The sequence below is a fragment of the Nocardia anaemiae NBRC 100462 genome, from assembly GCF_001612725.1.
GTDB lineage: Bacteria > Actinomycetota > Actinomycetes > Mycobacteriales > Mycobacteriaceae > Nocardia > Nocardia anaemiae.
Genome location: NZ_BDAZ01000061.1, coordinates 17,152 through 29,804, shown reverse-complemented (window position 1 = coordinate 29,804; position 12,653 = coordinate 17,152). Strand labels below are relative to the sequence as shown.

Genomic DNA, 12,653 nt, shown 5'->3' with positions numbered 1-12,653 from the left:
GCGACTCGCTTGGCCCGCACACCGCAGGTGGCTGAAATGTTGCTGAAGCTGAGAACCTAGCGATCTGGACGGTCGCTATACTTGGCGCGCTGGACAGCACGGCCAATGTCGGCCATGGTGGAACCCACTGCCTCCGTAGCTCAGTTGGATAGAGCAAGGGCCTTCTAATCCCTAGGTCGCAGGTTCGATTCCTGCCGGGGGCGCCACGCAGCCCGTCCGTTCGCGTTTACGCGGGCAGACGGGTACCGCGCACGTCGTCTCACCCTCTGTCGGCCGTACGCGGATCCAATTTCGAGGGTTCGTCCCCGAGTAACACTCGGAAACTCACCGATTCAGTTGTCACGTCTGTGACCGATTTCCCATCCGAGTAGCCCGAAGTATGCAGAGGTCACGGCCTGCCGTGGGATAGGTACCACCCCAGACCACCGCTTAAACGGGGAAAATCAGACTTCTTCAACAACTCGCCGAGATCTTTGCGGCGGTTCCACTGAGACGATTCGGAGTCACCCGCCATCTGGACGGAGACGAAACGTCTGAACTTTCCGGGGCGTCGGCTTCTCCACCACGGAAAGGGGCGGGGCTGGACAGTCGACGCGATTGCCGCAATGATCTCCCCGGTATTGCTGTTCCAGCTCGGGGGTTCATTGCATGTCGCTGTTGCGAAAGTTGGCTCTGGCCATGGTGGTTCCGGCTAGCGGGGCGCTGGTCGTCGCCGGAGCCGGGACCGCACACGCGGCCGGAAATCTGTACGGCGCGATCGCCATCTGGGGCTACCGGGTCGGCGTTGCGACCGACTATCCGACCCAGGCCGCCGCGGACGAGGCTGCCATCAAATCGTGCGCCGGTCGCGGGGACACCTTGGAACCGTGGATGAGCGTCGCGTGCACTATCAAAGCGCGGATTCACAACGAGTGCGGCGCGGTGATCGAACGCGACATGCGGAGTTTGTGGGGTTCCGCGCCCCTCTATTACGTCGGAACCGGTGCCACGGCCGCCGAAGCGGAACAGAGCGCCAGATGGGCTGCGGGTCCAGACCAGCTCGGCAACCCGCTGCTCATGGTGTCGGGCAGCTCGATTCCACAGGCGGCATTCGTCTTGGACACCGTCTGTACGTCGAACGCCGGGTGAGGATTGATGGGCATGTCACTGTTGGGGAAGTCCGCACTGGCCATGGTGATTCCGGTTGTCGGGGCGATCATCGGTACCGCGGCCGGAACCGCGCATGCGGCAGGGGATCTGTACGGCGCGATCTCTGTCTCGGTTTTCAGCGTCGGCGAAGCGACCGACTATCCGACCCCGTTCGCCGCGGACCAGGCGGCCATGGAAGTGTGCGGTGACGGGGTCGGCTGCCGGATCGTGGCACGGATTCACAACGAGTGCGGCGCGGTGGTCGAACGTGACGGGCGGACGCCGTTCGGCACCGCGCCCATGTACTTCACCGGAACCGGCCGCACGGCCGCCGCGGCGGAACAGGAGGCGAGACGGCTGGCGGGCCCCGACCTCGGCACACCGCTCCTCGAAATTACCAAGCCAGCGTTCGTCTTGGACACGATCTGCACCTCGAACGCCGGGTGAGCCCGGCGTTCGAGGTGCAGATCGTACGCCGGGTGAGCCCGGCCCGGTTCACCCGCCCCACTGGCGCGATCGTGTCTGGGGAACCACCTGCGGCGCCTCGACGGTGGGGGGCGAGGGCCGCTGGACGGTATAAGTGGGCACTGATTGTCGGGCAGGCTGTTCGGAGGTGTCCGGCGGCGGAATACTGGCCGGTGACGGCGTCGAGGTGGCCTGCTCGCTGCTCGTAACCGGTGCGGCTGTCGACGTAACTTGTTGTGGCACAACGGTGGACGATGTCGCCGTCCCAGATGATGCGGGATCGCCGCGCACCATTAACGCCGCACCGATTGCCAGGCCCGCACCGACCAGCAACAGTCCCGACACCAACGCCAACCGCCGACGAGCCGAACTGTCGGCATCGGCCGTCGACTCCGCGATGATCTCGGCCGACTGCGGCGGGCTCGGATCGATCGGCCCACGCAACGGCGCGCCCGCGAGGCGAACGACGGTCGGCACGGCCGCTTGATCCGGCACCGTACCGCTCGAAACCGCAACCGGCCGTGGCAATTCGGGACGCGCCGCCACCGCACGTGCCGCTGCCTCGGCGAGGGCGGTGCAGGTGGGATACCGATCGTGCGGCGCCTTGGCCAGCGCGGTGGCGATCACGACGTCCAGTTCGGCGGGCAGCTCCGGCCGCAGTTCGTGCGGCGCGGGCGGTGGCGCGGCCAAGTGGGCACCGACCACGGCCGCCTGATCCTTGCGCGGGAACGGCGGCTGCCCGGTCAGCAATTGAAACAGGGTGCAACCCAATGAATAGATATCGGCACGGTGGTCGGCGGGCGCACCGCTGAACCGTTCCGGCGCGGCATAGGCGAAGGTGGCGGCGATACCGGACAGGGTGACGGTGTCGTCGAGGGTGCGCGCGATCCCGAAATCGGTGAGCACCGCACGCTCGCCGTGCCTGCGATCGTTCTCGATCAGCAGATTCGCCGGTTTCACATCCCGATGCAGTACCCCCTGTGCGTACGCGTAATCCAATGCGTGCGCCGCATCGGCGAGCAATCGCACAGCCCGTGCGGGTGCCAGCCCGTCCGGATGGTCGTTCAGCAATGCGGCCGCGTCACCGCCGTCGATGTATCGCATCGCCAGCCACAGCGCCGGATCATCGGCAGCGCTGCGGTCGTAGACCGAGACGATATTCGGGTGGTCCAGTTTGGCGGCGAGCGTCGCTTCACGGTCGAAGGCGGAGCGCGTCTTCGGATCCACGGTGAACGTGTCGGCGAGCACCTTCAACGCCACCCGGCGCTGCAATCGCGGATGCCCGGCCAGATACACGGTGCCCATACCGCCAGCACCGAGCACCCGCTCGATGGTGAACCCGGCGAATAGCGTCCCCGGCTGCAAACTCACTACGCTCCTCCCCGCCGCACGCAACAGGCCGTTATCTCCGAACAGCGGTGCGGTCCTGAGAGAACCTATCAACCCGGTGGTGCTCCGGCTGGGAAGCCGCTGCGGTGCCACAGGGTTGGGTCGCCGAGCGATACCGCCCACCTGTCTTACGAACGCCCACCACGCTGATAGCTGAGATGCGCGGTAGCACAGTGGATCTTGGCCGAGCTCGAGACGGTCACGTCCAGCCGCCGCGTTCTAATGAGACGATTCGGTGTCCTCCACCGTCTGGACGGCATCGGTTGTTCGTCGCCTGAGGAACCACCCACCGACCAGCACTGGGACCATGATCAGGGGGACGGCGACGATGGCGCTGCGCTGTTCTGTGCTGCCACTGCTCGCCATCAGCGCTACCACACCGGCAAGGAAGACCAGGGTGGCGATGCTGGTGTAAGGGGTGCCGATCAGGCGGAACGCGGGGCGGGTCGCGCGGCCGTCGCGCCACCAGCGCCATAGTTGCAATTGGCACAGCACGATTGCCGCCCACGCGGTGATGACGCCGAGGGCCGACATGTTCAGCACGATCTCGTATGCCTGCTCGGGGACCACCGCGTTGAGTCCGACGCCGGTCAGGGCGATCGCACCGGTGGCCAGAATCCCAACGTAGGGAACGCCATTCGCCGACAGTTTCGCCGCGCGGGCGGGGGCGCTGCCGCTCATCGACATCGAGCGCAGGATTCGGCCGGTCGAGTACAGGCCCGCATTGAGACTGGAGAATGCCGCCGTCAGCACGACCAGGTTCATGACCGAATCCGCCCCTTCCACACCGATTTTGGCGAAGAAGGTAACGAACGGGCTTTGCCCCGCCCGGAAGGCGGTGTAGGGCAGCAGCAGGCTGAGCAGCACCAGCGAACCGACATAGAACACGGCGATGCGTGCGATCACCGAGTTGATGGCGCGCGGCATGATCTTCTCGGGATTTTCGGCCTCTCCGGCGGCGGTGCCCACCAATTCGACTGCGGAATAGGCGAATACGACACCAGTGGTGACGACCACCAAGGGAAGCAACCCGGTCGGGAACAGGCCGCCGTGATCGCGCAGCACACCGGGCCCGGTACTCTCGCCCGCTATCCGGAAGCGGCCGACGAGAAACACCGTGCCGATCACCAGAAAGCTCACCAGCGCAATAACTTTGATCAGTGCGGCCCAGAACTCCAGCTCGCCGAACCAGCGCACCGACACCAGATTGATGGCCACCACTATCGCAAGCGCGATCAGCGCGATGACCCACTGCGGGATCGCGCCGAACGCGGACCAGTAGTGGACGTAGGTGGCGATGGCGGTGATATCCACGATGCCGCTCATGCACCAGTGGAAGAAATACATCCAGCCGACCGCATAGGCCAGTTTCTCGCCGTAGAACTCGCGGGCGTAGGAGACGAATGATCCCGACGACGGACGGTGCAACACCAACTCGCCCAACGCGCGGAGCACGAAGAAGACGAACACGCCACACACCGCGTAGACCAGGACCAGCCCGGGACCGGCGCTGGCCAACCGACCGCCCGCACCGAGGAACAGTCCGGTCCCGATGGCGCCGCCGATCGCGATCATCTGTAGCTGACGCGGCCGGAGACTCTTGTGATACCCGACGTCCTCGTCGTGCAATACGTCAGTCACAGTGCCTCCCGCGCTTCGAAGCGTATCGTTGAATAATGTATCGTCAAATAACGGCACACTCAATGGTGTTAAAATAATCGCTGTGCGAGCGGTGGTAGTCGGATCCGGAATCATCGGCCTGTCAACGGCATTCGAGCTACTGCGCGGCGGGCACCATGTCGTGGTGGTGAGCGCGGAGCCCATCGACTCGACGACATCGTTCCTCGCCGCCGCGGTGTGGTTCCCCACCGCTGCGGGGCCGACCGATCGGGTGGCCGCCTGGAGCGTCGAAACGTTCACCCATCTGGAACGACTCGCGCACGCCGGTACACCTGGTGCGCGCATGTGTGAATCGCTCGCCGTTTATCGCGACGAACCGGCGAAGCCTTCCTGGTCCGGGGCGGTACAAGCGTTCCGGCTGGCCCGGCCGGACGAGCTACCGCCGAACTACCGCTTCGGGTTCCGGTTCGCCGTTCCGCTGCTCGAGATGCCGATCTTCTTGCCGTGGTTGGCATCTCAGGTTCGCCGGGCGGGCGCGTACTGGGTTCGGCGGACCGTCCGGAGCCTGGACGAACTTGACGATCTGGCGCCCGATGTCATCGTCAACTGTGCGGGCCTGCGCGCCGGTTCGCTGGCCGACGACGCCGAGGTCTACCCGATCCGGGGCCAGATCGTGCGCACCACCAACCCGGGCGTCTCGGTGTCGGTGCGCGACGAAGCACACCCCTTGGGGCGCGCCTACGTCCACCCCCGCAGCCACGACTGCATTCTCGGCGGGTCACTGGAGCCGGGAGCATGGGATCGCACACCCGATCCGGAACTGACACAGTCGATTCTGCGCCGATGCCGTGATCTCGTACCGCAGTTGGCCGGTGCCGAGGTCATCGAAACAGTCGTCGGGCTGCGGCCGGGCCGCGCCGAAGTCCGGCTCGAGATCGCCGAAGCCGACTCCTCATCGATTCCGGTAATCCACAACTACGGCCATGGCGGCTCCGGCATCACGATCGCCCACGGCTGCGCCCGCGAGGTGTCGGCGCTCATCGACACACTGTGAGCCGAGCGGAGGTAAGCACAACCGGACCGCTCATCGGCGGATCCGAACCTGCTGTCATATCCGAGCGCCGAACATCGTTAACTAACCCGCGCTGTGAGATAGCGAACACCGCGACAGTGGCGAATCCCGTGAACCAAATGGTTGCCCTCGCTCGTGGTACCGGGGACGAGATGCGGTGTGCACCTTGTCGAATAGCGACGAAGGGTTCGAAAGATGAATTCAGCCAAGCATTTTCAGCGTGCCATTGTGCCCGTCTCGGCCGCCGCTGTCGTGCTCGCGGGCCTGCTCAGCGCATGCGGTGGCGAGAAAAGCCCCGCGGCGACGGCGCAGACGTCGGCGGTTGCGGCAGCAGTGCCCGTCGCGGCACAGGCACCCGCGGTAGCGAAAACCCAAGGCTGGCTGAAGATCTACGCGGGCCAGGCCCCGGCAGGAACCGCGAATGCGGTGCAACTCCGGGTGACCAGCAACCCTGCTGTCGGACAGTATGTTTCGGACGGAACCGGCCGGTCGCTGTACCGGTTCGACAAGGATACGGCGAATCCGTCGGTATCCAACTGCGCCGGGCAGTGCGCCGTAACCTGGCCGCCGCTGACTGTCACCCGCGATCAAGTGCTCTATGCCGTGGGCGTCGACCCCCAACTCGTCGGATTCATCGAACGTGCCGACGGCTCCTGCCAGATCACCGTCGGCGGTTGGCCGGTGTACTACTTCTCGAAAGACACCAAGCCGGGTGATCTGCTCGGCCAAGGCGTCGGCGGAACCTGGTTCGCAGTGGCCCCGAACGGCGGCAAGGCCCTGAGCAAGTGATGACAACGTCCGTTCGGGTATCTCAGCCGTCGAGTTCCATCAATTCCCACGGCAGCAGATTCGCCAGTCCGGGATCTTCGGACCGCCATGCCCGATACACCTTATTCACGAGATCCATACCGACGAAGCCGTTTAAGCCGGTGATCCTGGCACGGTAGTGCTTGTCCGGACCACCGTCGCGGAACTCGACGTCGTAATCGACATCGACCTCCTCGTCGAGGTCCGGGTCCTGGTCACCGACGTAATCGAGGTGGATCTGGAAATAGAATTGCTCCGACGGCTCGCGATCGAGTCGTTCCACGATCGCGAACGGCCAGCGTGCGTTCAGGTCCGCGAACAGGTCGTGCACCTCGGTGTCGGTCGGGTCAGCGAGCGTCCGTCCGCTCGCATCGAATGCTCGAAGTATCGGTGCGCTCACGCGAGCGATCGTAGTCCGCTGCCGGGGTACCCGCCGAGCGCATCACAGGCTGCCTTGACCGGTCGGATGGCTGAATTGACGCCATTCCCGGTCCAGGCGGATGTGGCGGCGACGGTTCAGTACCCAGCTGGTTGCCCAGACGACTGCTACTGCGCCGCACCAGATTTCGAGCAAGACCGCGATGCCGACACCGATGCCGTGCACGGCGGCGGCACTGGACTGTTCGGGCGGGGTGGTCGGTCTGCCATCCGGGCCCAGCCACACGGGGGCGGGCTGACCGCGTTCGGCGGCATCCGGGACGCCGACGGTCGCGGTGCCGGATTTGCCATCGTGGGTCCAGGACACCTGTGCCTCGAAGTGGTCGCGCACTGTCGCGTTGCGGTCCGAGATGGGTGCGGTGACCCGGGCCGGGTTACCGATAATGGTCCCTGTCACAACGACTTTCGTCGCGTTCTCGGTGCGGATCCGTTCGGATGCCGAGCTGTAGGCCGCGGTACCTGCCGCGGCGGCAGTGGGCACGGCGATCAGCAGCACCAGGACGGCCATGATGCGAACGAGCCCTTCCACCCGATCGGAGACTCGCATCAGCGGACTGGGATTCCAGGGCTGCATCCGCCAGCTCCGCACCGGCCACGTCGGCAACTCCGACACCTTCATCACCTCCTACCACCAAGCCACGGTCCGCACACCACCGCGACTCCTATCCCGGGCATTCCCCCGTATCGCCGGTTGATGCAGCGGCGGATACCCGGAACACGGACAAACCCACTCGGGCACACGTCCGAGCGGGCTTCATCGACGCCTATTGAATCGACGGACGCGCCGACCCGGTTACGCCTCTGCCCGACCAACCGAGCGCGGCCCCGACGGCGACCATGCCGACGCCGAGTGCGAAGTGCAGCCAGTTGTCGGCGGTGTTCAGCGGGATGAAGTTCGCATTGCTGTGCCGGTCGGTGACCAACCCGTACAACCACAGCACCAGATAGATGAGACCGCCGCCGAGCAGGAACGCCCGGGAGGCGAGCGCTGTGCGCGATGCCAGCAGGCCGACTACGCCGAACAACAGGTGGACCACGTTGTGCAGGATCGAAACATTGAACAGCCCGAGAAGTTGGGCGTCCGAGGTGTGTCCGGCCCATTCCATGCTGTCGTAATTCGTGGTGACGCCCGGTATGAAGCCGAGCACGCCGACCACCAGGAACACCGCGCCGACCGCCGCCGCCGCGATGCGCAACGGCTTCCAATGCGCGATTGAGGTTTGCGCGTGATGCGCGGCCATGGTGCCTGCCTCTCCCGAACCAGGCGTCCGAACAGGCGCCCGTTTCGTGCGACTGATTCCAACGACTGCCGGTTGCGGCAGTCACCTGCGTCATACCCGCGCGACGTGCGGACAAACGGGGATACCCGCAGGTCCAGCGCTCAGGACCGCCCGTGCAGCCAGATGAGGCAGAAGGTGTGTCCGACGGGATCGGCATAGACGCGGAACTGGTTGTCGTCATTGGCCTGCACCAACCGCGCGCCCAGCGCGAGCGCCCGTGGCTCGGCCTCCTCGATCTCGTCCACCAGCACATCGAAATGTATCTGCTGGGATGCTTCCGGATCCGGGAACCGCGGTGGTCGATATTGCGGCGCGTATTGGAATGCCAGACGCCTACCGCCGGGTTCTTCGATGACGACCCAGGTGTCATCCGACGTCTCGGTCGGTTCGGCGCCGAGCAGGCGGGCATAGAACTCGGCGAGCTTCGGCGGATCCGGGCAATCCAATACGACAGTGCGCAGACTGCCGACCTTGCCTTCCGTCATCATTCGACCTCCTGTATGTCGCGGCAATGTTCATCGCGTACCCGCGCGCGGACACTCGAACCGCCTGCCGCGACAAGGGCGGAATCTGCATTAGGGTCGACGCCCGTCGGGAGGTTTCCTTTGTCGAAACGCATAGTGCTGCTCATCGTGCTGTTGGCTGGCGTGGCCGCATGCACCAGCACGTCGAAGTCCGAGCTGCCCCTGCCGTACCACGGCGATGCCCGCCAGGTCGTCACGGTCGTCGCCGAACACGCCGCCGACACGACCGCGACACTGACTGCGTGGCAACGCACTTCAGGTGGCTGGCGCGCCGAGATCGGTCCGGTGCTGGCCTATGTCGGGCGCGATGGCATCGGCCGAGCCAGCGAGGACTCGGCGCACACTCCCGCCGGTGTATGGACGCTGAGCGAGGCCTTCGGGATCGCGCCGAACGACGGAACCCGGCTGCCTTATCGGCAGGTCGGCGCACAGGACTGGTGGGTCTCCGATACCGGCTCACCGAGTTACAACCACTACGCGCAATGTGCCACTGGCACTTGTCAATTCAACGAGAGCGCGAGCGAGAACCTGGGTCGAGCCGGTCCGGCGTACGAATATGCCGTCGTGATCGACTACAACCGCGAGCCCGTCGTCGCGGGCGCCGGTTCGGCCTTCTTCCTGCACGTCGAAACCGGGCGCCCGACCGCTGGATGCGTGTCGATCCCGGCTGCCGACCTCGAGGCCGTCATGCGATGGCTGGATCCGAGCGCACACCCGGTCATCAATATCGGTAGCAGGTAGCTATCCGCAGATCGCCGCCACCGCACCGGCGAGCAGCGACAGCCCCCGATCCAATTCGTCCTCGCTGATCGTCAACGGCGGCAATAGCTTTACCACTTCGTCGGCCGAACCCGAGGTCTCCACGAGCAGCCCGCGCTCGAAGGCGAGCTGGCACACCTTGCCCGCGCGTGAGGCTTCCTCGAACACGATGCCGTGCACCAGCCCACGCCCGCGTGTCGAGACGCCGGGAAACGCTGCCGCGATGTCGGCGAGCGCGCGTGCCGTGCGCTCGCCTTTGGCCACTGTCGAAATCTCCAGGGCGCTATCGGACCAGTAGTGCTCGAGCGCAACCCGTGCGGTGACGAATGCCGCATTGTTGCCGCGAAAGGTGCCGTTGTGCTCACCGGGCGCCCACTGATCGAGTTCGGGCTTGAAAAGCACCAGCGCCATGGGCAATCCGTACCCGCCGATGGATTTGGACAGCGTCACGATGTCGGGAGTGATGCCAGCGAACTCGAAGGAGAAAAACCCACCGGTCCGTCCGCAACCCATCTGCACATCGTCGACGATCAGTAGAATTCCGCGCGCTCGGCACAATTCGGCCAGCTGCCGCAGCCATTGCGAGCGGGCCACATTCACCCCGCCCTCGCCCTGTATCGTCTCCACGATCACCGCGGCGGGCTTGTCCAAACCCGAGGACGAGTCGTCCAGGGCCCGCCGCATCCAGCGCAGGTCGTCGGCGGCGTCGAGGAAACCGTCGTAGGGCATGGGCATCGCATGCGGCAGCGGCACACCGGCAGCGGCGCGTTTGGCGGCATTGCCGGTCACCGATAACGCACCGAGCGACATCCCATGGAAAGCGTTGGTGAAGTTGAGAACCGTCTGACGTCCGGTGACCTTGCGCGCCAACTTCAACGCGGCCTCGACGGCATTCGCGCCGGACGGACCGGGAAACTGCACCTTGTAGTCCAGTCCGCGCGGCTCGAAAATCGTGTCACGCAAGGCCTCCAGCAGCCGTCGCTTGGCGATTGTCGACATGTCGAGGCTGTGCGTGATGCCGTCACCGACGATGTAATCCAGCAGTGCCCGCTTCAGCACCGGATTGTTATGGCCGTAGTTGAGTGCGCCCGCGCCCGCGAAGAAGTCCAGGTAGTCCTTGCCGTTCTCATCGCGCAGCCAGGCCCCGCTTGCGGTGTCGAAGACGGTCGGCCAAGCCCGGCAGTACCCGCGCACATTCGATTCGAGCGTCTCGAAAACGGTCATCTCGACAAGCGTCATCGACGATCCTTCCTGTCGTGCGCGAGCGCCCACGGGCAAATCTGAAGTGACTGTGTTTCTAACATTGGTGCAGCGGGTTTGTCGCACTTTTCCAAAAATGGCGCGCTTGCCTACCGCGCGTCCCCCGACGCACCGTAGAGTCAACCGTTTGTGCGCGGCAGAGTGGAGGGCAACAGATCGCAGCTCGCCGTAGCGCACCCACTGCGGACCGCGCGGCTGTACCTCTACCTCGTGCGGGCCGGTTTCCGGCGCCAATCCCAGTACAAACTCGCGATGTTCGCGGGCCTGTTCACCAACTGCGTCTTCGGATTCGTGCGCGCGGCGGTGATGATGTCGGCGGTGCGCGCCTCCGGCGGGTTCGGTGGTTACGACGCGGGATCGATCGGCGCCTACGTGTGGCTGTCCCAGGGACTGCTCGGTGCGACCCAATTCATGGGACCACCACTGGAATTGGTGGATCGGGTCAAGAGCGGCGATATCGCGATCGATTTCTTGCGGCCGGTCGATGTCCAATTCAGTTATCTCGCTGTTGATCTCGGCCGCGCCTCGTGCACGATCCTGCCGCGCGGGGTGCCGAGCGTACTGGTCGGCGTGCTTACCTTCGGGCTGGTGATGCCGGGCACGCCGGGGCCCTACGTGCTCGGGCTGGTCAGCGTGATATTGGCCGTCGCGTTGTCATTTCTATGCCTTTTCGCCGTCGGATTGATCGGATTCTGGGTGGTGGAAACTCGCGGGCTGCGAGTGCTATACCAGATTTGCGGCACGTTTCTGGCCGGGCTGTTCGTGCCGGTCCACATGTTCCCGGCATGGCTGCGCACCGTCGCGCAGGCCACTCCGTTTCCGTCGATCCTGCAGTCGCCGATCGACATCCTGTCGGGTCGGGTCATCGGGATGGATGCCGTGACAGTCGTTGCCGCACAGCTGTTCTGGGTACTCGCGGTCGGTGCGGTGGGCCGGGCGCTGCTGGTGGCCGGGCGGCGCAGGCTGGAGGTGCAGGGTGGCTGAGCCCCCGTATACGCCCGTACCGGCCGGTACCTGGTTCTCCCCGTACGCGGCGGTGCTGCGGTCGCGGATGCGGGCCCAGCGCGCATACCGATTGTCCTTCGCCAGTGAGGTATTCAGCGCCTTCCTGATCGGCATCGTCGAATTCGCCGAGGTGTGGGTCATCTACCACAATGTCCGGGTGCTCGGCGGCCTCGATCTGGACGGCGCACTGCTGCTGTTCGGCTTGAGCAATTCCGGATTCGCACTGGCCCAGGTCCTATTCGGCCACCTGGATTCACTGCCGACCCTGATCCGGCTCGGAGTGCTCGACGCCTACCACCTCCGACCCCAGCCACTTCTGTTGCAGCTCATCACCAGTGACATCTCGCTGCGCCGATTCGCCCGCGCCTCGGTGGCGATCATCGTGCTCGGGCTCGGTCTCGTTCGCAACGATCTCGCTTGGGGTCCGCAAACCCTCGCACTGCTGGTGATCAGCCTGTTCAGCGGCATCGCCCTGTTCGGCGGGGTATTCGTCTGCGCCGCAGGCGCGCAGTTCTACCTGATCGACGGTGCGGAACTGACCAACAGTTTCACCTACGGCGGCTCCTTCGCGGCCATGCAACCGGCTTCGGTGTTTCCGACGTCGCTGAAGCTGGTATTCGGCTTCGCCATCCCGGTCGCGTTCACGGCGTATCTACCGACCATCGCACTGCTGCACCTACCCGGCCCGCCGCTGTTGCCGCCCTGGCTGGCCTGGTGCGCACCGCTGGCGGCACTGTGGGTGTGGCTGCTCGCGTTGGGTTTGTGGCGACTAGGCACTCGGCACTATCAGGGAGGCGGCGGATAAGCGTGGCGGACAGCGAGCTATCGGACTCGATCATCGAGATCGAGAATCTGACAAGGCAATTCATTTTGTACCGCAGGAACGGACATCGCTGGCGACGCAGC

14 protein-coding genes and 1 tRNA gene are annotated in these 12,653 nt (G+C 65.1%); 8 read left to right on the top strand and 7 right to left on the bottom strand.

Features of this window, described 5'->3' with window-relative positions; all coding sequences use genetic code 11:
• Positions 1-129 precede the first annotated feature (129 nt).
• The 3 genes from NA5_RS29825 (at position 130) to NA5_RS29815 (ending at position 1,575) form a co-directional block, all read left to right on the top strand.
• Positions 130-206 (top strand) — tRNA-Arg (locus NA5_RS29825).
• 442 nt (positions 207-648) lie between these two features.
• Positions 649-1,128 carry a DUF4189 domain-containing protein gene (locus NA5_RS29820; RefSeq protein ID WP_062992012.1) on the top strand — a complete coding sequence of 160 codons (480 nt, stop codon included), beginning with the start codon at positions 649-651 and terminating at the stop codon, positions 1,126-1,128.
• Between the two features lie 12 nt (positions 1,129-1,140).
• Positions 1,141-1,575 (top strand): DUF4189 domain-containing protein, encoded by a 435-nt coding sequence (locus NA5_RS29815; RefSeq protein WP_169811377.1) that lies wholly within the window; start codon positions 1,141-1,143, stop codon positions 1,573-1,575.
• A 48-nt stretch (positions 1,576-1,623) separates the two neighbouring features.
• Here NA5_RS29815 and NA5_RS29810 read toward each other — a convergent pair whose 3' ends face one another.
• Positions 1,624-2,964, bottom strand: coding sequence for a serine/threonine-protein kinase (locus NA5_RS29810; RefSeq protein ID WP_062992008.1), 1,341 nt, complete (start codon positions 2,962-2,964; stop codon positions 1,624-1,626).
• Between the two features lie 237 nt (positions 2,965-3,201).
• A complete protein-coding gene (locus NA5_RS29805) occupies positions 3,202-4,737 on the bottom strand; it encodes an amino acid permease (RefSeq protein ID WP_084484522.1) in 1,536 nt (511 codons plus the stop codon).
• Here NA5_RS29805 and NA5_RS29800 point away from each other — a divergent pair.
• Positions 4,706-5,656, top strand: a complete 951-nt coding sequence (locus NA5_RS29800) for an NAD(P)/FAD-dependent oxidoreductase (protein ID WP_062992004.1) — start codon at positions 4,706-4,708, stop codon at positions 5,654-5,656. The two genes, NA5_RS29805 and NA5_RS29800, sit on opposite strands and share 32 nt — an antisense overlap.
• Before the next feature lie 213 nt (positions 5,657-5,869).
• Positions 5,870-6,463: a hypothetical protein gene (locus NA5_RS29795; protein WP_062992002.1), complete on the top strand. Its 594-nt coding sequence runs from the start codon at positions 5,870-5,872 to the stop codon at positions 6,461-6,463.
• A gap of 22 nt (positions 6,464-6,485) precedes the next feature.
• On the opposite strand, the gene NA5_RS29790 is transcribed toward NA5_RS29795, so the two are convergent.
• The 4 genes from NA5_RS29790 to NA5_RS29775 all read right to left on the bottom strand — a co-directional run bounded on the left by NA5_RS29790 (position 6,486) and on the right by NA5_RS29775 (position 8,684).
• Positions 6,486-6,881 (bottom strand): hypothetical protein, encoded by a 396-nt coding sequence (locus NA5_RS29790; protein WP_062992000.1) that lies wholly within the window; start codon positions 6,879-6,881, stop codon positions 6,486-6,488.
• Positions 6,882-6,923: 42 nt separating this feature from the next.
• Complete coding sequence (locus NA5_RS29785; RefSeq protein WP_157110701.1) at positions 6,924-7,532, bottom strand: Rv1733c family protein; 609 nt, start codon at positions 7,530-7,532, stop codon at positions 6,924-6,926.
• Positions 7,533-7,683: 151 nt separating this feature from the next.
• Entirely contained in the window at positions 7,684-8,160 is a 477-nt protein-coding gene (locus NA5_RS29780; RefSeq protein ID WP_062991996.1) for a DUF4383 domain-containing protein, read from the bottom strand.
• 140 nt (positions 8,161-8,300) lie between these two features.
• The gene (locus tag NA5_RS29775) at positions 8,301-8,684 is read right to left on the bottom strand and encodes a VOC family protein (RefSeq protein WP_062992127.1); all 384 of its coding nucleotides are present in this window, start codon (positions 8,682-8,684) and stop codon (positions 8,301-8,303) included.
• 120 nt (positions 8,685-8,804) lie between these two features.
• On the opposite strand from NA5_RS29775, the gene NA5_RS29770 reads away from it, so the two are divergent.
• Complete coding sequence (locus NA5_RS29770; RefSeq protein WP_063813669.1) at positions 8,805-9,464, top strand: L,D-transpeptidase family protein; 660 nt, start codon at positions 8,805-8,807, stop codon at positions 9,462-9,464.
• On the opposite strand, the gene ectB is transcribed toward NA5_RS29770, so the two are convergent.
• Positions 9,465-10,721 carry a diaminobutyrate--2-oxoglutarate transaminase gene (gene ectB / locus NA5_RS29765; protein WP_062991994.1) on the bottom strand — a complete coding sequence of 419 codons (1,257 nt, stop codon included), beginning with the start codon at positions 10,719-10,721 and terminating at the stop codon, positions 9,465-9,467.
• Between the two features lie 150 nt (positions 10,722-10,871).
• Here ectB and NA5_RS29760 point away from each other — a divergent pair, with 150 nt between their 5' ends.
• Together NA5_RS29760 and NA5_RS29755 are read left to right on the top strand one after the other, a co-directional pair.
• A complete protein-coding gene (locus tag NA5_RS29760) occupies positions 10,872-11,726 on the top strand; it encodes an ABC transporter permease (protein ID WP_245672459.1) in 855 nt (284 codons plus the stop codon).
• Positions 11,719-12,552 carry an ABC transporter permease gene (locus NA5_RS29755; protein ID WP_062991992.1) on the top strand — a complete coding sequence of 278 codons (834 nt, stop codon included), beginning with the start codon at positions 11,719-11,721 and terminating at the stop codon, positions 12,550-12,552. Before NA5_RS29760 ends, NA5_RS29755 begins: the two co-directional genes overlap by 8 nt.
• The last annotated feature ends 101 nt before the right edge of the window (positions 12,553-12,653 follow it).

Excerpts from the sequence above, each read along its gene's own strand:
- NA5_RS29820 (WP_062992012.1), top strand. The coding sequence starts at position 649 with ATGTCGCTGTTGCGAAAGTTGGCTCTGGCCATGGTGGTTCCGGCTAGC.
- NA5_RS29815 (WP_169811377.1), top strand. The coding sequence starts at position 1,141 with ATGTCACTGTTGGGGAAGTCCGCACTGGCCATGGTGATTCCGGTTGTC.
- NA5_RS29805 (WP_084484522.1), bottom strand. The coding sequence starts at position 4,737 with ATGATTCCGGATCCGACTACCACCGCTCGCACAGCGATTATTTTAACA.
- NA5_RS29795 (WP_062992002.1), top strand. The coding sequence starts at position 5,870 with ATGAATTCAGCCAAGCATTTTCAGCGTGCCATTGTGCCCGTCTCGGCC.
- NA5_RS29780 (WP_062991996.1), bottom strand. The coding sequence starts at position 8,160 with ATGGCCGCGCATCACGCGCAAACCTCAATCGCGCATTGGAAGCCGTTG.
- NA5_RS29775 (WP_062992127.1), bottom strand. The coding sequence starts at position 8,684 with ATGACGGAAGGCAAGGTCGGCAGTCTGCGCACTGTCGTATTGGATTGC.
- ectB (WP_062991994.1), bottom strand. The coding sequence starts at position 10,721 with ATGACGCTTGTCGAGATGACCGTTTTCGAGACGCTCGAATCGAATGTG.